The sequence below is a fragment of the Streptomyces sp. NPDC107538 genome (assembly GCF_055657445.1).
This window is the reverse complement of record NZ_JBVKAY010000003.1, coordinates 507474-533461: the sequence shown is the minus strand read 5'-3', so window position 1 is coordinate 533461 and position 25988 is coordinate 507474. Positions and strand designations below refer to the sequence as shown.

General features: G+C 70.9%; 28 protein-coding genes and 3 pseudogenes. 15 read left to right on the top strand and 16 right to left on the bottom strand.

The window, feature by feature from the left end; translation table 11 throughout:
- Positions 1–43: 43 nt before the first annotated feature.
- Both ACZ7MG_RS12920 and ACZ7MG_RS12915 read left to right on the top strand, forming a co-directional pair.
- On the top strand, positions 44–1576 hold the full coding sequence (locus ACZ7MG_RS12920) for an MFS transporter (RefSeq protein ID WP_471381872.1): 1533 nt from the start codon (positions 44–46) through the stop codon (positions 1574–1576).
- Between the two features lie 328 nt (positions 1577–1904).
- Positions 1905–2474, top strand: coding sequence for a TetR/AcrR family transcriptional regulator (locus ACZ7MG_RS12915; RefSeq protein ID WP_471381875.1), 570 nt, complete (start codon positions 1905–1907; stop codon positions 2472–2474).
- Between the two features lie 194 nt (positions 2475–2668).
- Here the strand turns inward: ACZ7MG_RS12915 and ACZ7MG_RS12910 are convergent, their stop codons facing one another.
- Positions 2669–2797: a hypothetical protein gene (locus tag ACZ7MG_RS12910; protein ID WP_471946131.1), complete on the bottom strand. Its 129-nt coding sequence runs from the start codon at positions 2795–2797 to the stop codon at positions 2669–2671.
- A 145-nt stretch (positions 2798–2942) separates the two neighbouring features.
- Between ACZ7MG_RS12910 and ACZ7MG_RS12905 the strand changes: the two genes are divergently transcribed.
- Positions 2943–3512: a TetR/AcrR family transcriptional regulator gene (locus ACZ7MG_RS12905; RefSeq protein ID WP_471381877.1), complete on the top strand. Its 570-nt coding sequence runs from the start codon at positions 2943–2945 to the stop codon at positions 3510–3512.
- 153 nt (positions 3513–3665) lie between these two features.
- Here the strand turns inward: ACZ7MG_RS12905 and ACZ7MG_RS12900 are convergent.
- The 4 genes and pseudogenes from ACZ7MG_RS12900 to ACZ7MG_RS12885 all read right to left on the bottom strand — a co-directional run.
- Positions 3666–3903 (bottom strand): annotated as a pseudogene (locus tag ACZ7MG_RS12900) (helix-turn-helix domain-containing protein); the annotation flags it as partial.
- A gap of 32 nt (positions 3904–3935) precedes the next feature.
- On the bottom strand, positions 3936–4280 hold the full coding sequence (locus ACZ7MG_RS12895; RefSeq protein WP_471381880.1) for a hypothetical protein: 345 nt from the start codon (positions 4278–4280) through the stop codon (positions 3936–3938).
- 92 nt (positions 4281–4372) lie between these two features.
- Positions 4373–4744, bottom strand: a complete 372-nt coding sequence (locus ACZ7MG_RS12890) for a DUF1330 domain-containing protein (RefSeq protein WP_471381882.1) — start codon at positions 4742–4744, stop codon at positions 4373–4375.
- 32 nt (positions 4745–4776) lie between these two features.
- Complete coding sequence (locus tag ACZ7MG_RS12885) at positions 4777–5478, bottom strand: SDR family oxidoreductase (RefSeq protein WP_471381884.1); 702 nt, start codon at positions 5476–5478, stop codon at positions 4777–4779.
- A gap of 151 nt (positions 5479–5629) precedes the next feature.
- Here ACZ7MG_RS12885 and ACZ7MG_RS12880 point away from each other — a divergent pair, with 151 nt between their 5' ends.
- The 3 genes from ACZ7MG_RS12880 (at position 5630) to ACZ7MG_RS12870 (ending at position 7125) form a co-directional block, all read left to right on the top strand.
- Positions 5630–6106, top strand: coding sequence for a GNAT family N-acetyltransferase (locus tag ACZ7MG_RS12880; RefSeq protein WP_471381886.1), 477 nt, complete (start codon positions 5630–5632; stop codon positions 6104–6106).
- A 358-nt stretch (positions 6107–6464) separates the two neighbouring features.
- Positions 6465–6680: a hypothetical protein gene (locus tag ACZ7MG_RS12875; protein WP_471381888.1), complete on the top strand. Its 216-nt coding sequence runs from the start codon at positions 6465–6467 to the stop codon at positions 6678–6680.
- A 94-nt stretch (positions 6681–6774) separates the two neighbouring features.
- Positions 6775–7125 carry a DUF7336 domain-containing protein gene (locus ACZ7MG_RS12870; RefSeq protein WP_471381891.1) on the top strand — a complete coding sequence of 117 codons (351 nt, stop codon included), beginning with the start codon at positions 6775–6777 and terminating at the stop codon, positions 7123–7125.
- A gap of 240 nt (positions 7126–7365) precedes the next feature.
- Here ACZ7MG_RS12870 and ACZ7MG_RS12865 read toward each other — a convergent pair whose 3' ends face one another.
- Positions 7366–8232, bottom strand: coding sequence for a helix-turn-helix domain-containing protein (locus ACZ7MG_RS12865; protein WP_471381894.1), 867 nt, complete (start codon positions 8230–8232; stop codon positions 7366–7368).
- Between the two features lie 149 nt (positions 8233–8381).
- Here ACZ7MG_RS12865 and ACZ7MG_RS12860 point away from each other — a divergent pair, with 149 nt between their 5' ends.
- Entirely contained in the window at positions 8382–9308 is a 927-nt protein-coding gene (locus tag ACZ7MG_RS12860) for an SDR family NAD(P)-dependent oxidoreductase (RefSeq protein ID WP_471381897.1), read from the top strand.
- 11 nt (positions 9309–9319) lie between these two features.
- Positions 9320–9571 (top strand): annotated as a pseudogene (locus ACZ7MG_RS12855) (PIN domain-containing protein); the annotation flags it as partial.
- Between the two features lie 259 nt (positions 9572–9830).
- Here the strand turns inward: ACZ7MG_RS12855 and ACZ7MG_RS12850 are convergent.
- From ACZ7MG_RS12850 to ACZ7MG_RS12835, 4 genes are all read right to left on the bottom strand, one after another.
- On the bottom strand, positions 9831–10151 hold the full coding sequence (locus ACZ7MG_RS12850; RefSeq protein WP_471381898.1) for a transcriptional regulator: 321 nt from the start codon (positions 10149–10151) through the stop codon (positions 9831–9833).
- A complete protein-coding gene (locus ACZ7MG_RS12845; RefSeq protein ID WP_471381900.1) occupies positions 10148–10639 on the bottom strand; it encodes a hypothetical protein in 492 nt (163 codons plus the stop codon). Before ACZ7MG_RS12845 ends, ACZ7MG_RS12850 begins: the two co-directional genes overlap by 4 nt.
- A 107-nt stretch (positions 10640–10746) precedes the next feature.
- A complete protein-coding gene (locus tag ACZ7MG_RS12840; protein WP_471382936.1) occupies positions 10747–11577 on the bottom strand; it encodes a hypothetical protein in 831 nt (276 codons plus the stop codon).
- A 97-nt stretch (positions 11578–11674) separates the two neighbouring features.
- Positions 11675–11854: an SRPBCC family protein gene (locus ACZ7MG_RS12835; RefSeq protein WP_471381903.1), complete on the bottom strand. Its 180-nt coding sequence runs from the start codon at positions 11852–11854 to the stop codon at positions 11675–11677.
- On the opposite strand from ACZ7MG_RS12835, the gene ACZ7MG_RS12830 reads away from it, so the two are divergent.
- Positions 11777–12247 (top strand): LysR substrate-binding domain-containing protein, encoded by a 471-nt coding sequence (locus ACZ7MG_RS12830; protein WP_471946132.1) that lies wholly within the window; start codon positions 11777–11779, stop codon positions 12245–12247. The genes ACZ7MG_RS12835 and ACZ7MG_RS12830 overlap by 78 nt on opposite strands.
- 88 nt (positions 12248–12335) lie before the next feature.
- On the opposite strand, the pseudogene ACZ7MG_RS12825 reads toward ACZ7MG_RS12830, so the two are convergent.
- The 3 genes and pseudogenes from ACZ7MG_RS12825 to ACZ7MG_RS12815 form a co-directional block, all read right to left on the bottom strand.
- Positions 12336–12401, bottom strand: a pseudogene (locus ACZ7MG_RS12825) (hypothetical protein); the annotation flags it as partial.
- A 34-nt stretch (positions 12402–12435) separates the two neighbouring features.
- Positions 12436–13176 (bottom strand): aggregation-promoting factor C-terminal-like domain-containing protein, encoded by a 741-nt coding sequence (locus ACZ7MG_RS12820; protein ID WP_471381906.1) that lies wholly within the window; start codon positions 13174–13176, stop codon positions 12436–12438.
- 25 nt (positions 13177–13201) lie between these two features.
- The gene (locus ACZ7MG_RS12815) at positions 13202–14113 is read right to left on the bottom strand and encodes an oxidoreductase (protein ID WP_471381908.1); all 912 of its coding nucleotides are present in this window, start codon (positions 14111–14113) and stop codon (positions 13202–13204) included.
- A 105-nt stretch (positions 14114–14218) separates the two neighbouring features.
- Here ACZ7MG_RS12815 and ACZ7MG_RS12810 point away from each other — a divergent pair, with 105 nt between their 5' ends.
- Entirely contained in the window at positions 14219–14851 is a 633-nt protein-coding gene (locus tag ACZ7MG_RS12810) for a TetR/AcrR family transcriptional regulator (RefSeq protein ID WP_471381911.1), read from the top strand.
- Between the two features lie 247 nt (positions 14852–15098).
- Here the strand turns inward: ACZ7MG_RS12810 and ACZ7MG_RS12805 are convergent, their stop codons facing one another.
- On the bottom strand, positions 15099–16115 hold the full coding sequence (locus tag ACZ7MG_RS12805) for an AraC-like ligand-binding domain-containing protein (protein ID WP_471381913.1): 1017 nt from the start codon (positions 16113–16115) through the stop codon (positions 15099–15101).
- Between the two features lie 147 nt (positions 16116–16262).
- Between ACZ7MG_RS12805 and ACZ7MG_RS12800 the strand changes: the two genes are divergently transcribed.
- Complete coding sequence (locus ACZ7MG_RS12800; RefSeq protein WP_471381916.1) at positions 16263–16775, top strand: 2,4'-dihydroxyacetophenone dioxygenase family protein; 513 nt, start codon at positions 16263–16265, stop codon at positions 16773–16775.
- Between the two features lie 211 nt (positions 16776–16986).
- Here the strand turns inward: ACZ7MG_RS12800 and ACZ7MG_RS12795 are convergent, their stop codons facing one another.
- Entirely contained in the window at positions 16987–19782 is a 2796-nt protein-coding gene (locus tag ACZ7MG_RS12795) for an alpha/beta hydrolase (RefSeq protein WP_471381919.1), read from the bottom strand.
- A gap of 253 nt (positions 19783–20035) precedes the next feature.
- On the opposite strand from ACZ7MG_RS12795, the gene ACZ7MG_RS12790 reads away from it, so the two are divergent.
- Positions 20036–21580, top strand: a complete 1545-nt coding sequence (locus ACZ7MG_RS12790; RefSeq protein ID WP_471381921.1) for a fused MFS/spermidine synthase — start codon at positions 20036–20038, stop codon at positions 21578–21580.
- Positions 21581–21611: 31 nt separating this feature from the next.
- Here ACZ7MG_RS12790 and ACZ7MG_RS12785 read toward each other — a convergent pair whose 3' ends face one another.
- Entirely contained in the window at positions 21612–21806 is a 195-nt protein-coding gene (locus ACZ7MG_RS12785) for a hypothetical protein (RefSeq protein WP_471381923.1), read from the bottom strand.
- Positions 21807–21858: 52 nt separating this feature from the next.
- Between ACZ7MG_RS12785 and ACZ7MG_RS12780 the strand changes: the two genes are divergently transcribed.
- The 3 genes from ACZ7MG_RS12780 (at position 21859) to ACZ7MG_RS12770 (ending at position 25932) form a co-directional block, all read left to right on the top strand.
- Positions 21859–23061 carry a 4-hydroxybenzoate 3-monooxygenase gene (locus tag ACZ7MG_RS12780; RefSeq protein ID WP_471381926.1) on the top strand — a complete coding sequence of 401 codons (1203 nt, stop codon included), beginning with the start codon at positions 21859–21861 and terminating at the stop codon, positions 23059–23061.
- 54 nt (positions 23062–23115) lie between these two features.
- Positions 23116–24843 carry a methyltransferase gene (locus ACZ7MG_RS12775; RefSeq protein WP_471381928.1) on the top strand — a complete coding sequence of 576 codons (1728 nt, stop codon included), beginning with the start codon at positions 23116–23118 and terminating at the stop codon, positions 24841–24843.
- Positions 24844–25089: 246 nt separating this feature from the next.
- Entirely contained in the window at positions 25090–25932 is an 843-nt protein-coding gene (locus ACZ7MG_RS12770; protein WP_471381931.1) for a hypothetical protein, read from the top strand.
- The last annotated feature ends 56 nt before the right edge of the window (positions 25933–25988 follow it).

Below are 25988 nucleotides of genomic sequence, written 5' to 3'. Positions count from 1 at the left end.
ACCGATCTGTTTCCCTAGATGGAAACAGATCGGTTTCCAACCGATGTCGGCCCATGACCAGCGACTAAGGGGAAAAGTGAGTACCACCTTCGACCACGGGGCGCCCGCCTCCGGGAAAACAGACTCGGGCCGCCGCGGCTCACATGCCGTGCGCTGGTGGGTGCTCGTCGTGCTGGGCGTGGCGCAGCTCATGGTCACGCTCGACGCGACGGTCGTGAACATCGCGCTGCCCGAAGCGCAGCACGACCTCGGTTTCAGTGACGGCAGCCGGCAGTGGGTGATCACGGGGTACGCCCTGGCGTTCGGCAGCCTGCTGCTGCTCGGGGGCCGGCTCGGTGACCTGTTCGGCCGACGTACGACCTTCGTGACCGGCCTGATCGGTTTCGCGGTCGCGTCCGTCGTCGGCGGCGCGGCCGGCAGCTTCGAGATCCTCGTCGCGGCGCGCGTGGCCCAGGGCCTCTTCGCCGCGCTGCTCGCGCCCGCGGCGCTCTCCCTGCTCAGCGTGACCTTCACCGAGCCGGCCGAACGGCCGAAGGCCTTCGGCATCTTCAGCGCGTTGTCCGGTGCGGGGGCCGCGGTCGGACTCCTGCTCGGCGGCATGCTCACCGAATGGGCGTCGTGGCGCTGGGTGATGTACGTCAACGTCGTCTTCGCGGGCGTCGCGCTGGTCGGTGCGCTGCTGTTGCTGGCCAAGCCCGCGCACGCCGAGCGGCCCAAGATCGACATTCCCGGCACCGTCGTGGTGAGTGCGGCGCTGTTCGGCATCGTCTACGGGTTCGCGCACGTGGAATCCACCAGCTGGACCGACCCGGTCGCCCTCGGCTCCATGATCAGCGGCGTGGTGCTGCTCGGGGTGTTCGTCTGGCTGGAGCTCAGGGTCGCGCAGCCGCTGCTGCCGCTGCGCGTCGTGCTGGACCGGACCCGGGGCGGTGCGTTCCTGGCCGTGTTCGTCCTGGGCATGGGGATGTTCTCGATCTTCCTGTTCCTGACCTACTACCTGGAGGCCAGCATCGGCTACTCGCCGATCGAGGCCGGGCTGTCCTTCCTGCCGATGGTCGGCGGCATCGTCGCCTCGTCGACCACGGTGCCTTCGCTGCTGCTGCCCAGGGTCGGCCCCAAGGTCGTGGTGGTCGCCGGCTTCCTGGTCTCCGCGTCCGGTATGGCCCTGCTGACCCGGCTCACGCTGGACAGCGGCTACGTCGCCGACATCATGCCGGGCATGATCCTGCTCGGTCTCGGTATCGGTGCGGTGATGACCACCTCGTTCCAGGGTGCGACCGCGGGCGTGCACCACGAGGACGCGGGTGTCGCCTCGGCGCTGATCAACACCAGCCAGCAGGTGGGCGGTTCGATCAGTACGGCGCTGCTGACCACCGTCGCCTCATCGGCCGCGACGGACTACCTGTCCTCGCACAAGCCGGGCGCGCTGACCGTGGCCCAGGCCGGCGTCGAGAGCTACACGGCCACCCTGGCGTGGGGCGCCGGGATCTTCGTGGTCGGTGCGGTGCTCACGGCGTTCCTGATGCCGAACGCGGCTCTGGCGCCGTCGGAGGGCGAGCCTGTGATCGCCCACTGAGCCCGGATCTCCCGTGGCGGGAAATGTCCTGCGCTGATCGGTGGCCTCCGGGCACGCATCAGCGCGGGGCGGGGGGCGAGGACGGTGTGCGGGGCCGGTGTGCGGGGCGCCGGCGTGCGAGGCCGCGGCGTGCGAGGCCGGTTAACAGGTCGCGTGCGAGGCCGGTGGACAGGTCGGTGTGCGGAGGCCGGTGGACAGGTCGGCGCGCGGAGGCCGATGGACAGGTCGGCGATCGGTAGGCGACCGGTGGGCGCCGTCGTGGCGCACCCCGACCCGCACCGAAAACCGATCGGTTTCCCCTGGGTCGGAAGCGAGTTAACCTCGGAATATGACCACCGAAGCAATGCCGAGCTCCCGCGAGCGACTGCTGGAGGCGGCGGCCAGGCTCACCTACCGAGACGGCGTCAACATCGGCGTCGACGCGCTGTGCAAGGCGGCGGGGGTGTCCAAGCGCTCCATGTACCAGCTGTTCGAGAGCAAAGGCGAACTGCTGGCGGCAAGCCTGGAGGAACGCGCCTCCGCCTACATGACGGCACTCCTCCCCTCGGCGGACGACAACCGTTCCCCCCGCGAGCGGATCCTGCACGTCTTCGAACGGGCGGAGGCACAGGCGGGTGCGCCCGACTTCCAGGGCTGCCGGTATCTCGTCGTGCAGATCGAGCTCAAGGACCCGGACCACCCCGCGAGCCGGGTGGCCCATCGGGTCAAGGAGAACCTGGCGGCCTTCTTCCGCGCCGAGGCCGAACAGGGAGGGGCGAGCGACCCGGACCTGCTGGCCCGTCAGCTGATCCTGGTCTTCGACGGCGCCAGCGCCCGTGCGGGAATCAAGGCCGACACCCGGGCCGGGCTCACCACCCCCACCGTGTCCGCCCTGCTCGACGCGGCGGACATGCGCTGACGCGTCGCGCGACGAGCGGTCGCGGGGAGCGAGATGCTCGACGGGCGGCTGCGATGAGCGGGTTCACCGACTGGGCGCAGACCGTGGCCGACAGCGAGGACGCCGCCGACTACCGCTCCCGGGTCACCGATTCCGAGAGCGCCTCCATGCGGCAGAGCCTGAGCTCGCCGCCCGGCTACAAGTCCGGCTACTGCCTAGCCGTCTGCCCCGCCGGAGAGGACGTCCTGGGCCAGTACCTGGACGACCGCATGACGCTCATGGACACCGTGCTGCGGCCACTCCAGGACAAGAAGGAAACCCTGTACGTCCTGCCGGGCTCCCACGCGCAGGAGTACGCCCGGCGAGGCGCTCCGCGCCCACCGACCGAGGGAACCAAGCGAACCGAGAGAGCCGAGAGACACGTACGCCATGAGCGACAGCCGGAAACCGATCGGTATTCCATGCGTCCGCTCCGGGTAACCTCACGGCATGAGCACCGAAGTGAAACTGAGCTCCAGGGAGCGCCTGCTGGAGGCTGCGGCCACGCTCACCTACCGGAACGGCGTCAACATCGGCGTCGAGGCGCTGTGCAAGGCGGCGGGGGTGTCGAAGCGCTCCATGTACCAGCTGTTCGAGAGCAAGGACGAACTCCTGGCAGCGAGCCTGAAGGAGCGCGCCTCCGCCTACGTGGCCACTCTCCTGCCTGCGACGGACGACGGCCGGTCACCCCGCGAGCGGATCCTGCACGTTTTCGAGCAGGTGGAATCGCAGTCGGGGGAGCCCGAGTTCAGGGGCTGCAGGTATCTGGCCGTGCAGGTCGAGCTCAAGGACCAGAGCCACCCGGCCAGCCGTGTGGCCCACCAGGTCAAGGCGAATCTGACGTCCTTCTTCCGCACCGAGGCCGAGCAGGGCGGTGCGACCGATCCCGATCTGCTGGCCCGACAGCTCAGCCTGGTCTTCGACGGTGCCAGCGCCCGCGCGGGCATCCAGGCCGACCACCTGACCGGCCTCGTCGCCCCCACCGTGACGACCCTGCTCGACGCGGCAGACATGCGCTGACACCTCGGACACACACGGGAGAGCCCGCTGACCGCGAGCGCGTCGCCGCCCCCGCTGTCGCCGCCCAGACGATCGTGGCGACCGCGACCGCGACCGACTCCGAGCCGAGGCCCTGACGAAAGATCGAGGCTAAGAGCTGCCCCGTAAAAGAGTGCGGTTCCCGGCGAGCGGCCGGCCGACCACGACGACCAGGCGGGTGTCGGCGTCGATGACGGCCTGGTGGCTGGTGGAGTACCGATGGTTCTTCGACCGCTCGGCGATCCGTGTGGTCACGGGTGTGTGGGGACCCACGTGCCGGCCACGATGAGCACAGCGAGGCGAGCTGGCGCATCGTCAAGTTCGTTCGCCAGTACGGGGTGACCAGCATGGCCCGGTCCTCCAGCGGAAGGCTCCGACGCCGCGATCACACCGGTCACTGCATGATCATTCCACTGCTTCAGGTTCCCCCTGCTCGAACGCGATACGGCAGCGTTCCACCTGGTCGGCAACCTGCTCCATGAACCAGCGCATGACCTCGTAGGGGACGACGCGCTCCTCCGGGCTGTAGACGCGGACGGTCGGTTGCAGACTCGGGTCCTCGTCCGGGACGAGCGCTACCAAGAAGGCAGAGCCGGGCAGGTGGGTCACCGCGGCGTCGGGGTTCTCGGCCCTCTTGGCCGACGCAGGCACAGCCTCGCTCAGCTCCACGGCCCAGGCATCGTCGGGCAAGGCGTAGTGGAACAGGACGGCGTAGTGACAGCCTGCATGTTCTCGCAGCTCCCATGGCATGCCAGCAGGCTGCCACAGTTGCGTGTCGGAGGCTCGCGGATATCCCGGCTCTCACCTGGACGCAATCCCGGCCAGCGTTTTACGGGACAGCCTCAGGGCCTGAGCACCGCCAGTACATCGTCGAGCGAAACGTCGGTGGGGTCGCTCATGTCGGAACCGTCGAACGTCTGCCAGACATAGGACGCCGTCCCGCTCTCCCGCAGCGGGTGCAGGTCGGCCAATTCCGGATCGTCACGGAAGCTGTTGAACGCCTCTTCGGACTCCCATTCGACGAGGAACAGAACCTGTCGTGGCGTGAGGTCACCGGCCACGTTGTCCCGGAATCGACCGAACGCCACCATGCGGCCCCCGTACTGCGGAGCCGCTTCGGGCAAGCGGCTGAAATACGCGAGATATTTCTCCAGGTCGACCACGTCGAACATATTCAGGGCGTAGAACTTCTTCTTCTCTGCATTCACAGCCATTTCCCCTACCCTCGCCCTCGCCGGATTCCGGGCTACTTGGCGAGCTGGGGGTACAGCCCCGCCAGGTCGCCGGCCAGGCCGGCCTTGACCTGCCGGGAGATGTCGTCGGCGAGCACCTCGTACGCGCCCGCCTCGACTCCGTCGAGGGCGAGGGAGGCGACGTCGCGCGGGTCGGACTTGGGTGCGTCGACGTCGGCCGCGAGGTCCGTGTCGACGTAGCCGACATGCAGCCCGGTCACCGCGATGCCACGCGGCTGGAGTTCGATGCGCAGGGAGTTGGTCTGCGACCACAGGGCGGCCTTGGAGGCGCTGTAGGAGCCGCCGAGGGCCAGCCAGGACAGCACGGAGTGCACGTTGAGGAGGTGGCCGCCGCCGTTGCGCTCGATGACCGGCACGAAAGCCCGGGTGACCAGGAGCGGGCCGTAGAAGTTGGTCTCGAACTCCCGGCGTACGTCGTCGACCGGGGAGCCGAGGAAGGACGCGCCGACCGAGGCACCGGCGTTGTTGATCAGCACGGTCACATCCGGCGCCTGCGCGGCGGCGTCCGCCACGGAGGCCGGGTCGGTGACCTCCAGCGCCACCGGGACGGCATCGGGGTGCGTCACGCCGCGCGGGTCGCGGGCCGTGGCGTAGACCTTGCCGGCACCGCGTGCGTACAACTCCTCCACCAGCGCCTTGCCGATACCCCGGCTACCGCCGGTGACGAAGACGTTCGCGCCCTTCAGAACAGTCATGACTCTCCCCAGAGAATGGTAAACCGATCGGTTTCCACGAAAGAGTAAACCGACGGTTTCCCAGCGCAAGCCCAAGCGTCCGGCCGATCCCCGTCGGAAGACCGGGCAGCCGGGTGAGCGGTCCGATCGCCCGGCTGCCACGATGCACCCCATGGATCTTGAGAGCCCCGGCACCCTGGCCATTCGCCGCGCGCACGCCTCGGACTGGACCGGCTTGGCCGGGATCGACTCCATCGCGGCATCGGGCGACGAGGCGCGACGTGCCGGCATCCGACGCTGGTGCGAAGAGGGCCTGGCCCTCCTCGCCGAGGATGCATCCGGCCCCTTGGGCTACAGCGTGCTGGAGTACACCTTCTTCGAGCAGGGTTTCGTCACCATGCTGATGGTCGCGCCCACCGCCCGCCGACAAGGCGTGGGCGCCCATCTCCTCAAGGCCACCGAAGCCGCGTGCACCACCCAGAAGCTGTTCACCTCGACCAATGTCTCCAACCACCCCATGCAGCACCTGCTTCAGCGCATCGGCTGGAACCCGGTCGGCCTCCTCCACGGCTTGGACGAAGGCGATCCTGAACTCTTCTACCTGTGCCCAGGCGTCCGACTGCGCGGCACAGCCGCGGCCGAACGTTGAACGGCAAGGTCAGAGCTTGTACCGCGACGGAGCAAGGACGGCAAGACCAAGCCCACCCGCGAGGTGAAACCCGGAGACGAGGTCACGTCCGCCGACCCGGCACGGGCAGACGCCAGGGCGGGAACCCCGTCACCGACCGCTTCGTCCTCCGCACCACCGCGGACCCTGGTACGCCAAATTCGGGGACACCGTCTCCAGTCCCTTCGGAGGGTGAACAGTGTGCAAGCACAAGCGGCGGGCCAGGAGGGAGAGCTTCCTCTCCACTTCAGGCGGCCTTTCCAGCTCTCTCTGGTCCTACGAGGCGTCCCATCGCCGCCTCGTGCTGCGGACACACCCTGGAGGCGGACCGGACGAGTCAGTGGAAGTCGAGTTCCTGAACGTCCTGGGCATGAAGCTGAAGTCCCAGTACCCCGAACTCCGGATCTCCGCCGCCCCCAACGCAGACACCACCAGCATCGACGAGTTCGTGGCCATCCCGACCAGACATCGGTCCAGATTCACCACGCTGCTCGTCTCTGACGGCTCGGACGACGGTTTCGTCGTCTGCGGCTCACTCCGTGTCCACGGGGGCTGACTCACGAGAACTCGACCACAACCGACCACTCCCGCACCCGGCCGCACCTGGGCTGAAGCCACGGTCAACTGCGGTGAGACACGAGGTGATCACGATGGACGGACAGAGCCGGGCCTATCTGCTGTGGCACGTCCGGCACGCCGAGCCGGCCGACGGGTCGGAGGGCGGGTCCGAGGGCGGGTCGGAGGGCCGGCACTTCGCCGCCGACGACGACTTCTGGGCCGACGAGGAGGAGGGCGACGACGTCAAACTCCTGGGTGTCTACTCCAGCCGCGACAAGGCCCAGGAGCGCATCGTCCGGGCCCGTCCGCTCCCGGGTTTCCGTGACGAGCCGCGGTGCTTCTACGTCGAGGAGTTCACCGTCGACGCCGACGAGTGGGAGGACGGCTTCGAGACCGTCCCGACCGGTGACGAGGACTCCGACCGGACGGAGGACTCGGACTGACAACCCCGGGCCGGGGTACGGCCCGACGAACTGCGGGGTGCGGTGCCGGGTCGGCACCGCACCCCGTTGCGCATCCCGGCGGCCTGATCCGGGGGCGTCCCGGCGGCACCCTCCTCCGTCGTCCGTCCGTCCGTCCGGATGAGTCACGCCGGCAGCACGCCGGCGGACAGTCGAACGGGCGTCGCCGGCCAGGGCCTCGCCGAGGTCGTCGGTGCCGCGCAGACCGGCGGCCGCCGCCGGTCAAGGGACCTCGGTGGCGGTATGGCCACCTGTGACGCGAAGAAGGTCGAGTTTCCCCGCTTCGCTGCTTCCGGTCGCTGCCGTGTAGGTGACCATGCGCAGGTCGGCGCCGGGGACGATGAGGACGTCGCAGTCGAGCTGGATGTCGCCGATCTCCGGATGCCGGATCGTCTTGCGGTCGGTGGTGTGTTGGGCGGCGGTCGTCTGCGTGGCCCAGTGATGGGCAAAAGCGTCGGACACGCCTCGCAGTTCGTGCACGAGACGATCGAGCTGGGCGTCCCCGGGATAGCGGGACAGCGCGTCCTTGAGGTCGGCGACGATCGACGCCTCGAAGACGTCTGGTCCGCGCTCGGATTGGACGGGCGGCATCGAGGCGTGTGCGAGGCCGTTGCCGAAGAGCGCACGGGCGAGGTTCCGTTCGGCGGGCGGGACGACGGCGGCGTCGCCGAACACGGCGCTCCACATGGTGTTCCACCACACGAGGGTCCAGTCTGCGCTGAACACGCCGATCGGGATGTCACCCAGACGCGCGGCGAGCCGTTGGATGCCGGCGGGCACATGGGTGCTGACCGTCCCGTCCTGCGGCGGCAGGAGCCCGGCGCTTCGGTGAAGCTGGTCGCGCTCGGTGCGGGAGAGCTGAAGGGCTCGGGCGAGGGCGCCGACGACCTGGGCCGAGGGGTTCTTCGCGCGTCCCTGTTCCAGGCGCAGGACGTAGTCGACGGAAAGCCCGGCCAGTTGTGCGAGCTCCTCGCGGCGCAGTCCCGGGACACGACGGATGTCCGTCACGGCGAAGCCGGCGTCGGCCGGAGCGAGGCGGTCTCGCCAGGCACGTATGAGGGCGCCGAAGACGGAGCGGGAGGAAGCCATGGGGGTCATTCTCGCCGCGCGGCCCAGGATGAGCCTGGGTACTGCCAGTCCTAGTGACGGGGACGGCACTGGTTGGCGGTGGCGCGCGCGGCGAACGTGGACGTGTGCCCGAGCCGGACGCCATCGGCCGGCCGGTGAAGGAGCCTTCCATGAAGCACACCATCGTGATGACGGGCGCGAGCCGCGGGATCGGCTGCGTCGCCGCCAGGCACATCCTGCGACGGTCGCCGCAGGTTCACCTCCTCGTCGTCGCCCGCGGATCCTCCGGCGCACGGCTCGCTGCGGAACTCGCTACGGAACTCGCTACGGGCGGGCACACGGTGTCGCACGTCTCGGCGGACCTCGGCTCGCTGGACAGCGTTCGCTCGGCCGCCACCGAGATCCGTGACCGGCTCGATCGCGGTGACCTCCCGCCGCTGCGCGGCTTCGTGGGTAACGCGGGCATGCAGTACACGAACGCGCTCACCGAGACACCCGACGGGTTCGAGTCCACCTTCACGGTCAACGTGCTCGCCAACCACCTGTTCGTCCGCATGCTCCAGGACCACTTCGCCGCTCCCGCCCGGATCGTGATCACCGTCAGCGACACCCACTTCGGCGACTTCAAGCACAACATGGGCATGGTGCCCGGCCCGGCCTGGAAGTCCCCGGACGTTCTCGCCCGCACCGGCGCCTTCCCCAGGCCGGACACCGTGTTCGCCGGGCGCACCGCATACTCGACGAGCAAGCTGGCCGCCATCTACCTCGTGCACGCGTACGCGCGTCGTCTTCCGGCCGGGATCGACGCCGTCGCCTACAACCCGGGCTTCGTCCCCGGCACCGGCCTCGCCCGCAATGCCGACCCCGTCTCCCGCTTCGCGATGCGGCGCATCCTGCCGGTGATGACCCTCACCCCGTTCGCCACCAGCCGCAACGCCGCGGGCCGCTGTCTCGCTGACGTCGTCCTCGGCACGCCCCAGGCGCCGACCGGCTCCTACGTCGACCGCAGCCGTGTGGACCGCTCGTCCAAGGAGTCCTACGACCCACGGCGCGAAGGCGAACTCTGGGATGCCGCCGAACGGTTCACCACGGCGTGAGCAGCCAGGACGGATGCGCTGACGTGCGGCTCCTGTTCGGCTGGGTCCCGGTCGACGACCGCGCCTACGACCGCGCCTGGCAGGTCCAGGAGATCCTCACCCAGCGCGGACAGCACCGCAGCGCCGGTCCCGTCGACCTCGTCGTGGCCGCCACCGCCGAGCTTCAGGGCCTGACCCTCCTGCACCGCGACCGGGACTTCGAGTGCATCGCCGCCGTCACCAACCAGGCACTCCAGTGGTACGGCCCCGCGGCCCGCAAATGAGTGGTGCGCCCGGGGTGTGCCCGGGGTGTGCCCGTAAGAGCGGACGACTTCGGTCGACAGCGGTACGGTCCGGTCGCCGCGATCACCGGTGGCGTGCCCCACTTGCGGGCGGGCAGCGCGGCTTGCCCGCATCGCCGTGGCCGCGCGCCGCGCTGACTGACGCTTCAGGGCTCCGTGGCCGCCTCCCGCGTCGGCTCGACGCAGCTGCGCCGGCGTAGGCACCGTCGGCGTCGCGATCCTCGCTTGGCGCCGATGCTGGTCAGAGAGGCGGATCCGGCGGTCCCACGATCGCCCGGAGTGCCGCGAGGTGTCCCTGATACGCGTCCCGGCCTCGACGGGTCAGCCGGAGCCACACCCGCTGCCGGGTGTCGCGGACGGCCTTGCGCTGCTCGACGTAGTCGGCGCCCATCAGCACGGTGACGTGTTTGCTCAACACGGAGGCGGAGAGGTCGAGTTGCTTTTGGACCAGGCCGAACTCCGCCTCGCCCGCGGCGTCCAGGAGGGCGCAGATGCGCAACCGGTTCGGGGCGTGGATGGTGACGTCGAAACCCTCCAGCCCGTCGTCGGTCTCGGCGCTCACGGGGTCTTCCGGTGCAGGCGGACGAAGGCGAGGTGGAAGCCGACGGACACGGCGGCACCGATCAGCGAGGCCGCGATCAGCCAGACCGGCTGTCCCGTGACGCGGAAGGCGAACGGCGCACCCACCAGCACCACGGGCAGGCCGACCGCGAGCGGCACGGTCGCCCGCTTCGGCAGCACGTCGAACCGTAGCGCCACCCCGGTCCTGTCGCGCCAGGCCCTCGCCGCGACGGCGAAGAGCGCCATGTACGCCGCGGTGCTCGTCAGCAGGACGGCCAACCAGGCGGGGCGCGGCAGCAGCCAGTCCGAGTCGGCCATGACGCCTCCGTAGGTGATCGGGAGCGCGGCGATGTAGAGGGTGAGCGCGGCGAAGAACCAGTTCGGCCATGGTGTGGCTGACAGCGCGGCGGCGGAGGCCCGGACGCGCGCGGTGTCGGCCAGGGCGGCATGGGCCTGCTCCGGCGACAGTCGTACCCCGTGAGTTTCCATACCGGAAAGAGTAGCTGACAGTTTCCGGCATGGAAAGAGACAAGTTTCCGATACGGCAAGTCACCGGCTCGGCGGCGCACTTCCGGGGAGGATCGCCGCCCGCTGGTTCAGGTGCCGGTCGCCCGGGCCGAGCGGGGTCGCGCGCGCAGGTCAGGGAGCCGGGCACAGTCCTCGGATTCGGCCAGACCCTCGCCCACGGCCAGCAGCGACAGGAGCCGCACCGGGCGGGCAGCCGCGGCCGCGGCCTCCAGTTTGTGGTGACCGTCGAGCAGGAAGTGCGTCAGGCCCCAGTGCCGGTAGTGGTCCGCCGGCAGGCCGGAGGCGGGTTCGCAAACGTCCAGCGTGGAGACCGCCACGGCGGTCGGGACCGCTCCCCGGCTCATGAGTCCGATGTACTCCTCGACGCGCTCCCTCGTGTTCCACGTCGGGGGAACCATGGGCACGACGAACTCATAGAGGTGAGCTGACGCGTCGACCGCGGTCTCGAAGGTCCGGTAGTACGGGGTGTGCGGGTACTCCGGGAGGCCCCAGAACTGGTCGAGTCCCCACGTGGCCACCTGCTCCTCGCCGAAGTAGTCGCCTTCGCGGCCGGGGACGACCAGGCGGGGCTCCACGTGGAGCAGCAGCGGAAGGTACTCGCCCTCCGGCAGCAGCGCACCGAAGGCATCGATCACGCCGTCGTCGTCCGGATCGGCCGGCTCTCCGGTGAGCCGTTCCCGCACGCTCTCCAGCGACAACGTCTGCCGGGCGCTCTCCAGTCGGCGGAACAGGAACGGGCAGGTTCCGCACCAGAAGCTGAGTTCGAAGGCGGGCTCCCCGTCGACCACGAGCAACCTGCGCCCCGGCCCACCCCCGCTCGTCCGCTGCTCCGTCTCGAAGCGCAACCGCGACGCGGGGGCTGGGACACCGAGCCTGCGGGGCCTGCCCGATTTGATCATCACGGACCGACCGTAGGGGACGTCGCTGCTCGGCACCACCGGCTACTGGCGTGCACCCGTGTACCTGTGTCCCCGTGTACCCGTCCGCCTGGCGCGGTTACTCGGAGGCCGCCGTGACGAGGCCGTCCAGCCAGGCATGGTGGCCGTTGAGCATGGGGTTCGGGCGTTCGTTCGCGAGGGCCGCGGCGAGGCGGCCGATCTGGGTCTCCTGGGTCAGGACGCGGACCCGGCCGCCGGGCAGGTCCTCGACCAGCCAAAGTATCTGCTGGTCGCGCATCCGGTGTGGGCACGGCGGGTCGCCGAGCATCCCGAGGCCGGTGACCTGTGTGCCGCGCTGCGGGAGGTGCCGATGGTGACCTATGCCGAGGACCTGCCGATCGTCCGCCGCTACTGGCGCAATGTCTTCGGCAAGCAGCTCACCGCCCGCGCCGCGGTCACCGTGCCCAACCTGTACGCGGTGCTCTCGGCCGTGAACTCCGGCGCCGGTTACAGCGTCCTGCCGCGTTCGCTGTGCCAGGAGCACCTCGACTCCGGCCGCCTGGCCCTCCTGCACGAACCGGAGGAGCCGCCCCTGAACACCCTCTTCCTCGTCCAGCGCCCCGGCACCGAGACCAACCCCGACGTGACCCGCGTCCGCACCCTCCTCCAGACCACCGCACGGGGCTGGTAGCGACGCGACGGCGCCTCAGCTCCGTACCGCTGTCGAGGTTCTCGAAGCCGAGGTCCATCGCGCCGACCAGCGGATGACGCAAGTGCTTCACCCCGGAGGTCCAGGTACGCACCGGGTGCCGGGCCCAGCGAGAGGCGAACTCGTCGCAGTTCATGGCGAGTTGGCGGAGCCAGGGGGCCGGCGGGGGATCAGTAGGAGCCGTTGGCCTGCCAGAACGTCCATGCTTCGCAGGGGCTGCCGTAGCGGTCGTTCATGTAGTTCAGGCCCCACTTGATCTGGGTGGCCGGGTTGGTCCGCCAGTCGGCGCCGGCGGACGACATCTTGGAGCCGGGGTAGGCCTGGACGAGACCGTAGGCGCCCGAGGAGGGGTTGACCGCCTGGTGGTTCCAGCCGGACTCGTGGTCGACGATGTTGCTGAAGCACTGGAACTGATCGCCGGGCACCATCTGCCGTGCGATGGCCTGGACCTGGGCCACGGTGTACGAGGACGAGGACGAGGACTGCGGCTCGGTATCGGAGGAACCCGTCGACGCGCTATCCCCGGTCTGCCGTTGGGATTTCTGCTGTAACTTTCGCTGTGCCTCCTGGCGCTCCTTCGCGTCCTGCTGGGCCTTTTTCCGTTCGGCCTCCTTCTGTTTGGCGATCGCGTCCTTGGCGGCCTGTCTGCGGGCCGCCTCCGCCGCGGTTTCCCTCGCGCCGGCGTCCGCGGCGATGGACTGGGCGTCCGCCTGTTGGGTCAGGGAGGCCGTCTGGAGCCGCGCCTGCTGACCCATGGGTATGTCCGCGAGGAGGGTCGTACCGCTCGCCGTCGTCCCGGCGTCGTTCACCGCCCGGCCGGTGCCGCTCTGGCCGACTCCCACGACGGCACCGACAGTGGTGACCGCGGTGGCAGAGACCACCGCCAAGTCCCGGACCAAGTTCCCGCTCACACAGTGTCCTTCCAGTTTCGTCGGATCAAAGGTTGGGCTTCGCGGGAGTAAGACGGTGGATCGGCCGCACTGGTGGCAGGACGATGTCCGGGACGCCGGTCCAGATGCCGAAGGCGCGGCGGATGACGAAGTCGAAGGCGCGGTCGGGGAGCAGCCAGCGCAGGAACATCGTGGGGGCGGCGCCGAAGCCGACGCGGTAACGGGTGCGCGGGCGGCGGGCGCCTGCGGCCTTGAGGATGGTCCTGCCGATGACCGACGGGGCGGAGGTCATCTTCGCGTCGGGCCGCGAGCTGGCGGCGAGGGTCGTGGCGACGCCTTCGGCGAGGGTGGCGTACGGGCCCTTGCCGGACGTCTCCTTGAGGGTCTCGGCGGCGATGGCGCCCCATTCGGTGCGGATCGAGCCCGGTTCGACGACCACCACGTTGATCCCGAACTGCCTGGTCTCCATGCGCAGGGCGTCGCTGAGGGCTTCGACGGCGTACTTGCTGGCGTGGTACCAGCCGCCCAGCGGGGTGACGAGCTTGCCGCCCATGGAGCTGATGTTGATGACCGTGCCGCTGCGCTGGCCGCGCATGTGGGGCAGCACGAGCTGGGTCAGGTGGGCCAGGCCGAAGACGTTGACCTCGATCTGGGCGCGGGCCTCGGACAGGGGGACGTCTTCGAGGGAGCCGTAGGAGCCGTACCCGGCGTTGTTGACCAGGACGTCGATGCGGCCGGACTCGGAGACGATCCGGTCGATCGCCGCGCGGATGGAGTCCTCGTCGGTGACGTCGAGGCCGAGGACGTGTACGCCGGCGGCGCTCAGTGCGGTCATCCGCTCGGTGCGGCGGGCGGCGCCGTAGACGACGTAGCCGGCTTCGCGCAGACGCAGTGCGGTGTCGGCGCCGATTCCGGAGGAGGCGCCGGTGACGAGGGCGACCTTGGTGGTGCTGGACATGAGGGTTCCTTCGGTTCGAGTCGTTGTCCGCTTGCCGTTCTTCATCACACAATGACAAAGCTGTCATCGAGTGTCAACTATGGCTGTGAGTGATAACCTGAGGCGATGACGACGGAGAAGACGAGGCCCGGACTGCGGGAGCGCACACGGCAGGCGGTCCGGCGCGAGATCACGGAGGCCGCCAACGCCCTGTTCATCGAGCGTGGCTACGAGGCGACGACCATCGACGACATCGCCGAGGCGGTGGGCATGTCGAAGCGGAGTGTGTTCCGGTACTTCCCCACCAAGGAGGACCTGGTCGTCGGCAAGGTCGACTACCTCGCCGAGGAGATGCTTCAGGGGCTGCGCGCCCGTCCGGCCGGCGAGCCCGTCTGGCAGTCGCTGCGCGCGCTCTTCGACCTGCTGGTGCCGCACGTCGACGACCTCGACAAGGACTCCGTCGCGGCGCCGATCCAGCGGGTCATCTTCGGCACGCCGAACCTGCTCGGCAGCTACCTGGAGAAGCAGCAGCAGATGCAGGAGGTGGTCGTCGCCGCGCTGAGCGAACGCGCCGCCGCGGCCGGCGCGCCCTGCCCGGCCGGCGACCCGACCCTGCGCGCGATCACCGCGGCCGCCTTCGGCTGCCTCGTCGCCGCCCAGCGGGCGTGGCTCGAAAGCGGCTCCAGCGGCACCTTCGCCGCCGCCCTCGACGAGGCGATGGCCGCGGTGGCCCCCCGGGCCCGGCCGGAACCCCGCTGATCCCGACCCCGGCCGGAACCCCACTGACCCCGACCCCGGCCGAAACCCCACTGACCCCAGGCCCGGCCGGAACCCCACTGACCCCGACCCCGGCCGAAACCCCACTGACCCCAGGCCCGGCCGGAACCCCGCCGCCCCCGACCCCAGCCGGAACCCCGCTGCCCCCGACCCCGCACCCCCGCCTACGCCGCCGGGGCTCAGCAGGGCGGAACCCGATCCGTCACCCCGCCCCGCCCCGCCCCGCCCCTCACCCGGCGGTCTCCGGCGCGGGCACACCTCCACCCCCGGAGGCCGGTCGATCCGCGCGGTACTGCCGCGGGCTGACCCCGTGGCGGGTCTTGAAGGCACGGGTGAAGTGCGAGGCGTCCTTGAAGCCGACCGCGTAGGCGATGTCCGTGACGCTGCGGTCCGTCCGGGCCGGGTCGGCGAGCAGCCGGGCGGCGAGGTCGATCCGCCGGCGCAGGATCCAGCGGGACGGTGAGGTGTCCTCGGTCCGGAAGATCGTATGGAGGTAGCGGACGGAGATGCCCAGCGTCTGGGCGATCGCGGCGGGTGACAGGTCGGGGTCGGCGATGTGGTCGGCGATGTACCGGCGGGCGCGGTCCATGTGGGCGGCTCGGGGCAGGGCGAGCCGGACGCCCGAGCCGCTCTCGTCGTAGGCGTACAGGGCCGTGGCCAGCAGTTCCAGCAGCGTGGCCCCGAGCCGCGCGCTCACATCGGCGGTCAGACCGGGCGCGTGGTCGCTCAGGGAGCGGAGGAACGGTGCGAAGAGCGCGCCGACGCCCCGGTCCCCCGGCACCGGCGTGGCCATCGCGTCCCGGGCCAGCGGGCAGTGCGCGTCGAACAGCGGGCGCGGCACCTTCAGGACGAGCAGTTCGAAGGGGTCGGTGCAGGCGATCCGGCAGGGGCGGGCGCTGTCGTAGACGGTGAAGTCGCCCGGGCGCAGGACCGCGTCGCGCCCCTGCTGCGTGACCGTCATACGGCCCCGGACGGCCAGGTTGACCAGGAAGTCGTCCTCGCCCGCCCGGCGGATCAGCGTCGGCGAACGGAACACCGTGTGCGGGTCGGAAACCACTCGCGCGATGCCCACGCCGCCCAGCGTCCGGGCCGTGACCTGCCCCCGGAAGCCGGGGGACGAACCCCGCGGCACATCCATCTCGTACTCGACGAACGTCGAGCGGACCACCTCGCGCCAGTAGTCCAGCTGGGCCCGGCTGTCGAGCGGCGCGGTGGAGAAGTCGAGCGTCGAGAAACTGAGCGTCATACCGGTGCCACCTCGCATCGCACCTTCCGGGGGACCCGGCGGCGGGTGCGCTCAGGGTCAAGTAACCGTGCCGCGTCAGTCAAGCCCTCGCGGCGGGCCGGACCGTACGTTCACAGCCACACCCACCGAGGCGATGGAGCAGGTGACATGACGACGTCCGAAGAGATCATGGCGCAGTACGTGGCGACCGAGGCACGCGTGGACCGGATGCGGGACAAGTACGCCTTGGAGGAGGGGTACATCAGCGAGGACAGCAGCCCCTGGGTGCCGTTCGTGCCGGGCGTGTTCATCAAGCACCTCACCTTCGACGTGCGCGGCAGCAGCGCCGCGAACGTGCTGTGGGTGCAGGAGGGCGGCACGCTCGGCCGGCACCGGCACCGCGGCCCGGTCTCCGGCTACGTCATCGAAGGCAGCTGGCGCTACCTGGAGTACGACTGGGTCGGCAAGCCCGGCGACTTCGTCCGGGAGAGCCCGGGCCGCAGCCACACCCTCTACTCCGAGCACGGCATGAAGACGATGTTCTGGCTCAACGGCGCGCTGGAGTTCCTCGACGAGGAGGGCCGGGTCATGGAGACGGTCGACGTGTTCTGGTTCATCGACCACTACGAGACGTACTGCCGCGAGAACGGCCTGAAGATCAACGAGCGGCTCTACCTCTGACCGGCTCCGGGCACCTCGCCGGTGTCGTCCGTGTCGCCCCACCGGCGACCACGTCATCGTCGACGCCGAGGGCCGGGTCGTCGGGATGATCGCGAGCGGCAGGCTCGACCAGCGGGCCGGTCTGCCGGAAGCGGGGCTTTCGGCAGACCGGCCCGTCCTCTCATCTCATCTCAACTCATCTCAAACCATCTCAACTCATACGCGTGCTCCGCTAGGCGGCGTCGCGGACCGTGCCGGTGAACTCCGGGCCCTCGACCGGTGCTCCCTCGGGGTCGTAGGTCCACAGGTGCCACCTGAGGGACTCCGGGTCCTCGCTGAGCTGGTCCGTGACCGTCGGCACGGGCACGTCGACGCTCAGGTCGCCCGCGGGGACCTCGGACATCAGCAGTGCGCCGTCCGGCAGGGCGGACAGGGGGAGTTCGGGGTCCGGTGAGGCTTCGAAGTACTCTTCCAGCCAGGTCGCGGGGACGTCCTTGGTGGACAGTTCGGGGCCGGCGGAGACGGGCAGCAGCTGCAGGTCCGTCCAGGTGGCCACCTCGGCCGCCGCGGAGAGGCCGATCCGCCAGACCAGCGGCTGTCCCTCGGTGACCTGGTCGGCGACCGGTGTCACCGTCACCGTGGGCTGGGGGTCGTCGTTCTCCGCGGTGACGCCGCCCCGGTAGGAGCCGACCACGGTGCCGCGTACGGCCTTGACGGCCACCCCGTGTGCCTCGTCGGAGCCGTAGCGGGTGTCGCCCTCGACCGTCACCGGGATGTCGACGCGGGTGCCGGCCCGGACCGTCACCGTACGCGCGACCGGGAAGTCACCGCCCGGCTCGTCCACGAACAGCCGGACCTGGCCGCTGCCCGACCCGGACACCTGTACCGGCACCTGGTAGGTGCGCGATCCGGAGTCGCCCTCCTTGACGGTCAGCCGGCCGACGTCCACCCGCGCAGGCCGCGCGGGCTCGACGGCGGGGGTGCCGGGGCGCCAGCCGTACGCGTCCACCAGCCAGGCCGTCCCGGACGTGGTGCGCGGGGTCAGGTGCAGGGTCTTGACGTGGCCGAGGTCGAGGCCCGCCCGGGTCGCGGCGGACAGCGGTACGCGGACCTCGCGCGCCCAGTAGGAGGAGGTGCGGGAGGTGCCGGGCAGGCCGTCGACGGTGACCCGGCCGAGGTCGGCCCGCGCGCCGGAGGTGTCGGTGAGGGCGATGTCCAGCTCGGTGCCGGTGGTGTTCGGCGGGACGATCACCCGCAGGCTCAGCGACTTCGCGCCGGTCAGGGAGACCGGGCGGGCGGGGCTGAGCGTGGTGGCGGTGCCGGCGCCGCTCCAGTTCATGGCCAGCGCGTAGCGGTCCGGCTCCTTGCCGGGGGCCACCCCGCGCCACTGGGTGAAGTGCGGGGAGGCGGTGGTGAGTTCGGGGTCCAGGCAGGAGACGTCAGGGTCCGGGTCCACCTGGGCGCAGAGCCGGCCGCCGCCGACCGTGGCGGTGGAGTCGGGGAGGAACGCCCCCGAGCGGGCGGCGCCGACGGCGTGGGTGGCGACGCGGGCGGGCCCGGCGGAGGCGGCGCGTGCGGAGGAGCCGTCGAGCAGCGGGCGGGCGCGGTCGTCACCGGCGACGAACAGCCGGGCCGCGGCGGCTATGTACGTCGAGCCCGCCTTCTGCTGCTGCTCGGCGGTGAGCCGGGTGGCGGTGCCGGGCGAGCACAGCGGGTCGTGCTCGTCGCCGCCGTAGAGGAAGTCGTCGTTGGCCGGTGCGGTGGCCTGGCCGGGGGTCCACTCGGTGTTGAAGTAGTTGTGGTTGGCGCCGGTCATGTAGACCGCGCTGTGCAGGGCCTTGCCGCGGCTGACGCCTCGGGTGCCGTCGACGTAGTACTCGCCCTGGAGGTCGATGACGTCTCCGTCGCAGCCCGGCAGGATCGTCATGGACGGCACGTCGGGGGCGGGGTTCTGGCCGAAGATCGTGGGGCCTATGAGGACGGTCCCGCGTATCGTCCAGCGGGTCCTGCCCCGGTAGCCGTCCTGGTCGGCGGGCGGCGGAGTGAGGCTGTCCAGCGCGGCCCGGTCGGCGCCCTCGCCGCCCCGGGAGTGGCCCACCAGCAGCACCCGGCCGAGGTCGGCGCGGGGCGCCCGGCGTACGACGTCGGGGGCGGTGGACGGGTCGGCGGCCCAGTCGGCCCAGTGGGCGAGGTGCAGCCGTATCAGCGAGGAGCGGGCCTGGGCGCCGGCGTCGTCGGCCTGCCAGTCCTGGGCGTTGACGGAGTTGGCGGAGATGGAGACCGTCACATAGCCCTGGGAGGCGAGGAGTCGCTGGTCGTGCTGGTAGCCGCGGTAGCTCGGCACCGACGCGTAGTCGGCCGGGCAGGGCCACTCCAGGGTCACGTCGTCGCCCTTGAAGCAGCTCACGTGGCGCCCGTGGAGGAACAGCGCCAGCGGGCGGCTGCCGGTGGCGCCCTCCGGCGCGACGACGACGGCCCGCATCTCCACGTCGGTGTCGTAGCCGGGCAGGTGGACCGCCGGGAGGGAGTACTCGCCGGTGGTCGTACGGTACGGGCCTGGCACACCGGGGTCGATGCCGTTCAGGTCCGCCGTGCGGGGCGGGCGCGACGGGCCCGAGGGGGTGTCGAGTGAGCGGCGCTCACGGGCGTCGGCCTTCGCGCCGGCCGCGTCCAGGCGCCGTCCCGCGGCCTCGACCCGCAGATCGTCCGTCCTGTCGAGGCGCACCCCGTCCAGCGGCAGCCGGAAGGTACGGCCGTCCGCGGCGGGTCTCGGGATGCCCAACAGGCGTTCCCCGCTGCGGAATTCGACCTGGGCGTCGCCCACCGGCACCTGATCGGGCGAGCGCCACACCAGCTCCGCCGACTTCCCGGTGCCGGTGGTCCGCCAGCCCTCGGGAAGTCCTGCGGACGCGGCGGCGGGCGATCTCCCCGGCGGCAGTTCCGGCGCCGCCTGCGCCGCCCCCGGCGACGCGAGCGCCAGCGCGAGGACCGCTGTCACAGCGGCCGTCACGCGCGAGACACGGATCACTTCTGTTCCTCCTGGTGGTCAGTGCCCTGGGACCCCCACGGGCCCCGGGCTCCCCCGACGGGCCAAATGCATCACATTCGATCACCAAGTCGCCTTCTCGCACAGCATTCGCACAACTTCCGCCCTGACTGCTCAACAAGACACGTGCAACCAGGGCCGCCTGGGCTGCCGATCGGGCCAACACCGTTGTGCGTGACGGTCGTTGACGCCCCCTCCCGGCCGGTCGAGACCCGCCGGGAGGGGGCGTGCGAGGATGGCGGCCGTGAGTGGATCGCCGTCCTTGCCTGATTCCGAGAGCGGGTCCCAGGCGCGCGGCCTGGGTTCGCGGGCCGCCGTCGCGCTGGTGTTCGGGGCGTCGGCCGCCGTGCTGGTGGTCGAGATCGTCGCTCTGCGGCTGCTGGCCCCCTATCTGGGGCTCACGCTGGAGACCAGCACCATGGTGATCGGGATCGCGCTCACGGCCATCGCCGTCGGCTCGTGGCTCGGCGGTCGCGTCGCCGACCAGGTCGATCCGCGGCGGCTCCTGGGCCCTTCGCTCGGGGTGTCGGGGGCGGTGGTGGCGCTCACCCCCGCCGTGCTGCGCACCACCGCGGAGTGGTCACCGGCGTTGCTGCTGCTGATCGCCTCGCTGACCATCCTCGTGCCGGGCGCGCTGCTCTCCGCGGTGACGCCGATCGTCACGAAGCTGCGGCTCACCACGCTCGCCGAGACCGGGACGGTCGTCGGCCGGCTGTCCGGTGTCGGCACCGCCGGCGCCATCGTCGGCACCGTCCTCACCGGCTTCGTCCTGGTGTCACGGCTGCCGGTCAGCGGCATCCTGATCGGCCTCGGCTCCCTGCTGGTGGCCGGCTCGGCGCTGGTCGAGTGGCGCACCCGCGGCTGGCGCGGCACCCCCGCCCTGACCCTGGTGGTCGTCGCCGGAGGCCTCGGCACCGTGGTCGCGCCCGGTGCCTGCGACGCGGAGACCAGGTACCACTGCGCACGGGTCGTCACGGACCCCGACCGGAAGAGCGGCCGCACGCTCGTCCTGGACGGCCTGCGGCACTCCTACGTCGACCTCGACGACCCGACCCACCTGGAGTTCGCGTACGTACGCGCCATCGCCTCGGTGGTCGACAGCGCCTTCCCCGAGGCTGAACCCCTCGACGCCCACCATGTGGGCGGCGGCGGACTCACCTTTCCCCGCTACCTCGCCGCCACCCGGCCCGGGACACACAGCCTCGTGTCCGAGATCGACGGCGGGGTCGTACGCATCGACCGTGAGCGGCTCGGTCTGACCCCGGGGGCCGGGATCGACGTACGCGTCGAGGACGGCAGGCTCGGACTGCGGCGGCTGGACGACGGCAGCCGCGACCTGGTCGTCGGCGACGCCTTCGGAGGCGTGAGCGTGCCGTGGCACCTCACCACCGTGGAGGCGATGACGGACGTACGGCGGGTGCTCGACGAGGACGGGGTGTACGTCGCCAACCTCATCGACCACGGCCGTCTGGACTTCGCCCGTGCCGAAGTGGCCACCCTCGGCGAGACGTTCGACCATGTCGCCCTCCTCGGCGACCCCGACGACCTCGGGTTCGGCCCCGACCCGGACGCCACCCCCGTGGGCGGCAACCTGGTGGTGCTCGCCTCCGACCGGGCCGTCGACCTGCGCGCGGCACAGGAGGCGCTGGACGCCCGGCACACCGGCTGGCGGATCGCCACCGGCGACGACCTGACCTCCTGGATCGACGGCGCCCGACCGCTCACCGACGACTACGCCCCCGTCGACCAGCTCCTCCAGCCGTCCGCCACACGGCGCTGACCGGGCGGGCCGACGGTGACCGGGGGCGCCGTCAGAAGCGCGGGGCCCCGTAGCCCGTCGCGGTCAGGATGAACTGGGCGTAGGAGTCGGCGTTCATCAGGGCGCGCTTGCCGAGCATGGCCGCCTCGCGCTCCGCCGCCACATCGGGCCCGCATCGCGGGCGCTGTACCGGGACGGCGCGTCGCTGGGGGCGTGCGCCCCGGCTCACTGCGATGGCTCTTCCCATACAGGTGATTTATGTCAAGTAAGTCACTTCATGGGACCTACCATCCCCTCTCGTGACAGACAGTCAGACCCGCGGGACGGCCGACGTGGTCATCCTCGGCGCCGGACCGGCCGGGCTCGTGCTCGGCAATCTTCTTCAGGACAGTGGGATCGATTGTGTGGTGCTGGAGCGCGCCGAGCGGACGTACGTCCAGACGCGGGCGCGGGCCGGGTTCCTGGCGGCCAACACCGTACGGATCCTGGAGCGGCACGGGCTGGCCGAGGGGCTGCGGCGGCGGGGGCAGCCGCACAGCGTGTGCGAGTTCCGCGGCGCGGACGGCCGGTTCCGGCTCGACTACGGCCGACTCGGGCGAGGCGAGCGGCACACCGTCTACCCCCAACAGCTCCTGGTCACCGACCTGTTGACAAGGTTCCTCGCCGCCGGCGGACGTATCGCGTTCGGCACCGAGGCGGTGGCCGTCCTCGACGCCGACACCGACCGCCCCTCGGTGTCCGTGCGCGAGGCGGACGGGCGGCCCGGCCGCTGGGGCGCGCGGTACGTCGCCGGGTGCGACGGGCGGCACGGCGCGGCCCGGCGGTCACTGCCGGCCGGCTCGGTACGCCGGCACCACTGCGACCACGGGGTGACCTGGCTCGGCCTGCTCGCCGAGGCGCCGCCCAGCCTGGACGCCGTCGGCTACGCGGTGCACGAGCGGGGGTTCGCCGGGCACATGGCGCGCAGCAGCGAGATCACCCGCTACTACGCGCAGTGCGCGCGCGGCACCCCGGCCGACGCCTGGTCCGAGGAACGCGTCTGGGACGAGCTGGATCTGCGGATGCGGGGAGCGGAGTACGGCCCGCTGCGCCGCGGCCGGATCGTACGGCGGGCCGTCGTCGACCTGGAGTCCGATGTGCTCGAACCGCTGCGGCACGGTGCGCTGTTCCTGGCCGGCGACGCCGCCGGGCTGATCAGTCCCGCCGCGGCGAAGGGCGCCAACCTCGCGGTCCTGGAGGCGGAGATCCTCGCCGAAGCGCTCGTCGACGACCTCGTGCGTAACAACTCCGCGGGGCTCGACGCGTACTCCGCGCGGTGTCTGGCGTACATCTGGCGTGCGCAGGAGTTCTCGCACTGGATGATCCGGCTCCTGCACGGCGGACACGGCTCACCCGACACCGCCTCTCCCTTCCATGACTCCCTGCGGCGTTCCCGCATGGACTCGCTGCGGACCTCGCGCAGCCACCAGGACTGGTTCGCCGAGCACTACGTCGGCGTCTGACGTCCTGTTCTTCCGCCTTGTACTGATTGCTTGTACCGATGGAGAGTTCCCTCAATGATCACGACGTTGTCCCGCGACACGTCCCGCCTGCTCGCGACGGTCGACTTCGTCAAGGAGCAGGACACCGCCGCCCTGCTGCCGCTGCTGTTCCCCGGGCTCGACGGCCCGGAGCTGCGGACCCTCGTGGGGCACTGCCGTTTCTCGCACGCCGCGCTGCTCGTCTTCCCGTCGGGCGAGGCGGAGTTGCGGGCCCTGCTCGGCGACTGCGGACTGGACACGGTCGCGCCGCCGCGCCCCAGTGTCGTCGTACGGGAACGGCTGGCCGTACGGCACCGGCGGCAGGCGGCCGAGCTGGACGTCGGCATCCTGCGCCCCTCGGTGACCGGGGCGGACGGGGAGCGCCGTACGGTCGAGGTGTTCGCGCTGACGGTGGCGCCGGGATCGGGGCTGGACGCGATCGCCGCGGACGAGCGGGAGCGGGAGCACGAGACCCACGTGGCCTTCGACGTCGTGGCGCCCGACCCGCTGGTGCTGCGGGGCCTGTGCGCGACCTTCGCGCGCTACGGGGCCACCCCGGACGGCGGTGGCTACAACCCGCACGAGAACGGCACGGTCTTCTACTTCGGCGCCGCCCCGGAGGCCAAGGTCGGGTACCGGCGCGTGGAGCTGTACGTGCCCGGCGACCACCGGGACGTCCTGGCCGCCCACCTCGACGAGCATCGCGCCCGACAGCCTGCCGAAACGCTCCTGCGCCTGCTGACCGGGGCCTGGACGACCCAGGCACTGGCCGTGTTCGCGCAGCTGGGGGTGCCCGACGCCATGGACCGCGAGCGCGGGGCCGACGTGGCGGAACTGGCACGCGAGGTCGGCGCGGAGCCGCTGAACCTGGCGACGCTGCTGCGCTATCTCGCGATGCTGGGCACGGTGACGGAGGGCCGCGACGGCTTCCGGCTCACCGAGGTGGGCGCGCTGCTGCGGGAGGGTGCGCCGGGGTCGATGCGGGCGCTGGCGCTGATGTACGGCGGCCCGTTCTACGAGTCCTTCGCCGGGCTCGGGCACACCGTGCGCACGGGGGAGGTCGCGTTCGAGCATCTCTTCGGCGAGAACCACTTCGACCGCTTCGCGCGTGACCCCCGCCTCGCCGAGCTCTTCGACCGGTCCATGGCCGCCGGGGCCGCCATGTTCGACCCGGTGCCCACGCATCCGGTGCTCACCGCGGCGGCCGAGGCTCCCGGCGGGGGCACGGTGGTCGATGTCGCGGGCGGCAACGGGGAACTGCTCGGCCGAGTCCTCGCCGCGCATCCGCGCCTGAACGGGGTGCTGTTGGAACGTCCGCACGCCGTCGAGGCGGCCCGCCTGCGGCTGGGGGAGGCCGGTCTCGGCGCCCGTTGCGCCTTCCTGACCGGCGACTTCGCGGACGTACCGGCGGGCGGGGACGTCTATGTCCTCTCCCGCGTCCTGCACGACTGGGACGACGAGCGCTGCCGCGAGATCCTGCGCCACTGCGCCCGCGCGATGCCCGGGCACGCCGATCTGCTCGTCGTCGAACGCGTCCTGCCGTCCGACGGCTCGGTCTCGCTGGCGACCGCCTGGGACCTCCACATGATGTGCAACGTCGGCGGACGCGAGCGGCGGATCGGCCACTACGCCGACCTGTTCACCGACGCCGGCCTCACCCTGGTGGACCGCTCACCGCTGCCGCTGGACGGCCATGTGCTGCATGTCAGGAAGGCGGGAGCGGGAGCGGGAGCGGGTGCAGGTTCGGCTTCGACTTCGGTGTGACGGGGGGCGGGTACGGTTGGAGCCGGTTGGAGCCGGTTGGCACCCGTCGGGGCGCCAACCACCCCCGCCCGCTCCGGTGTTGCTGTGTCACCACTTTGCAACAGTGGTGTGCTGACGGGCGGACGGGTGTGACCTCGGGGCACCATTGCCCCTCTTGATCATCGCAAGACCGGGAGCCGGCGGAATCACCGCGGCCCCCACCACCCCCCTCGCACCCCCATTCACCCCCTCGGAAGGAACCACCCCGTGATCAACCGCCACCTGCGCAAGGCCATCGTCGTCACCGCCGCGCTCACCGCCGGACTGCTGATGACCGCATGCCAGAACGGCGACACCGACGCGTCGTCCGGCTCGTCCGGGTCGGGTGGTTCGGACAAGGCCGCGACCGCGGACAAGGCGTCGAACGCCAAGAACGCCAAGGGCGTCACCGGCTCGTTCGACAACGGCCAGGTCAGCTATCTGGCCCCGGGCAAGTACATCGTGTCCGTGCCCGGCAAGGACGACCAGCAGTTCTGGACCGCCGACGACACCAAGGTCTACGGCACCGGCACCATCTGCGGCGAGGCCGGGTCCAAGGTGGACGCGCCCTGCACGCTGGACCAGTTGGAGGCCGCCACCAAGAAGGCCGCCGTGAACGCCGACGTGGACATGAAGGACGGCATAGCGACCGTGGTGACCGAACGGCGCGCCGACCAGCAGGGCTCCGGCTCGGGGTCGTCGTCCGGGTCGACCGGCTCCTCGGGTTCCTCCGGCTCCTCCAGCTCCGGATCGAACTCGGATGAGCCCCCCGTCGACGAGGTCGACCAGGACAAGCTCGTCAACGGAACCTGGTTCGGGAACGTCTCCTACCTCGCCCCGGGCAAGTACACGGTCTCCGACTCCAAGGGCACCGAGCAGCAGTTCTTCACCTCCGAGGACACCAAGATCATCGGCTACGACGACATCTGCGAGGCCGTGAACACCGGCCCGGGCGGCGAGGGCGGCAAGGAGTGCACCGAAGCCGAACTGGAGGCCGCCGCCAAGAAGGGCTTCACCGCGGAGGTCGTCATCAGCAACGGCATCGCGACCAGCATCCGCGACGACAACTGAGCCTTGACATGCTCCTCGCCTGAAGGGCGAGGATTCTGGCCTTCCTTGACCGGTTG

What these genes read in the sequence shown, in the direction of transcription:
- ACZ7MG_RS12920 (WP_471381872.1), top strand. Translation starts at nt 44, where the DNA reads ATGTCGGCCCATGACCAGCGACTAAGGGGAAAAGTGAGTACCACCTTC.
- ACZ7MG_RS12915 (WP_471381875.1), top strand. Translation starts at nt 1,905, where the DNA reads ATGACCACCGAAGCAATGCCGAGCTCCCGCGAGCGACTGCTGGAGGCG.
- ACZ7MG_RS12905 (WP_471381877.1), top strand. Translation starts at nt 2,943, where the DNA reads ATGAGCACCGAAGTGAAACTGAGCTCCAGGGAGCGCCTGCTGGAGGCT.
- ACZ7MG_RS12895 (WP_471381880.1), bottom strand. Translation starts at nt 4,280, where the DNA reads ATGCCATGGGAGCTGCGAGAACATGCAGGCTGTCACTACGCCGTCCTG.
- ACZ7MG_RS12890 (WP_471381882.1), bottom strand. Translation starts at nt 4,744, where the DNA reads ATGGCTGTGAATGCAGAGAAGAAGAAGTTCTACGCCCTGAATATGTTC.
- ACZ7MG_RS12885 (WP_471381884.1), bottom strand. Translation starts at nt 5,478, where the DNA reads ATGACTGTTCTGAAGGGCGCGAACGTCTTCGTCACCGGCGGTAGCCGG.
- ACZ7MG_RS12880 (WP_471381886.1), top strand. Translation starts at nt 5,630, where the DNA reads ATGGATCTTGAGAGCCCCGGCACCCTGGCCATTCGCCGCGCGCACGCC.
- ACZ7MG_RS12870 (WP_471381891.1), top strand. Translation starts at nt 6,775, where the DNA reads ATGGACGGACAGAGCCGGGCCTATCTGCTGTGGCACGTCCGGCACGCC.
- ACZ7MG_RS12865 (WP_471381894.1), bottom strand. Translation starts at nt 8,232, where the DNA reads ATGGCTTCCTCCCGCTCCGTCTTCGGCGCCCTCATACGTGCCTGGCGA.
- ACZ7MG_RS12860 (WP_471381897.1), top strand. Translation starts at nt 8,382, where the DNA reads ATGAAGCACACCATCGTGATGACGGGCGCGAGCCGCGGGATCGGCTGC.
- ACZ7MG_RS12845 (WP_471381900.1), bottom strand. Translation starts at nt 10,639, where the DNA reads ATGGAAACTCACGGGGTACGACTGTCGCCGGAGCAGGCCCATGCCGCC.
- ACZ7MG_RS12840 (WP_471382936.1), bottom strand. Translation starts at nt 11,577, where the DNA reads ATGATCAAATCGGGCAGGCCCCGCAGGCTCGGTGTCCCAGCCCCCGCG.
- ACZ7MG_RS12835 (WP_471381903.1), bottom strand. Translation starts at nt 11,854, where the DNA reads ATGCGCGACCAGCAGATACTTTGGCTGGTCGAGGACCTGCCCGGCGGC.
- ACZ7MG_RS12815 (WP_471381908.1), bottom strand. Translation starts at nt 14,113, where the DNA reads ATGTCCAGCACCACCAAGGTCGCCCTCGTCACCGGCGCCTCCTCCGGA.
- ACZ7MG_RS12810 (WP_471381911.1), top strand. Translation starts at nt 14,219, where the DNA reads ATGACGACGGAGAAGACGAGGCCCGGACTGCGGGAGCGCACACGGCAG.
- ACZ7MG_RS12805 (WP_471381913.1), bottom strand. Translation starts at nt 16,115, where the DNA reads ATGACGCTCAGTTTCTCGACGCTCGACTTCTCCACCGCGCCGCTCGAC.
- ACZ7MG_RS12800 (WP_471381916.1), top strand. Translation starts at nt 16,263, where the DNA reads ATGACGACGTCCGAAGAGATCATGGCGCAGTACGTGGCGACCGAGGCA.
- ACZ7MG_RS12790 (WP_471381921.1), top strand. Translation starts at nt 20,036, where the DNA reads ATGGCGGCCGTGAGTGGATCGCCGTCCTTGCCTGATTCCGAGAGCGGG.
- ACZ7MG_RS12785 (WP_471381923.1), bottom strand. Translation starts at nt 21,806, where the DNA reads ATGGGAAGAGCCATCGCAGTGAGCCGGGGCGCACGCCCCCAGCGACGC.
- ACZ7MG_RS12775 (WP_471381928.1), top strand. Translation starts at nt 23,116, where the DNA reads ATGATCACGACGTTGTCCCGCGACACGTCCCGCCTGCTCGCGACGGTC.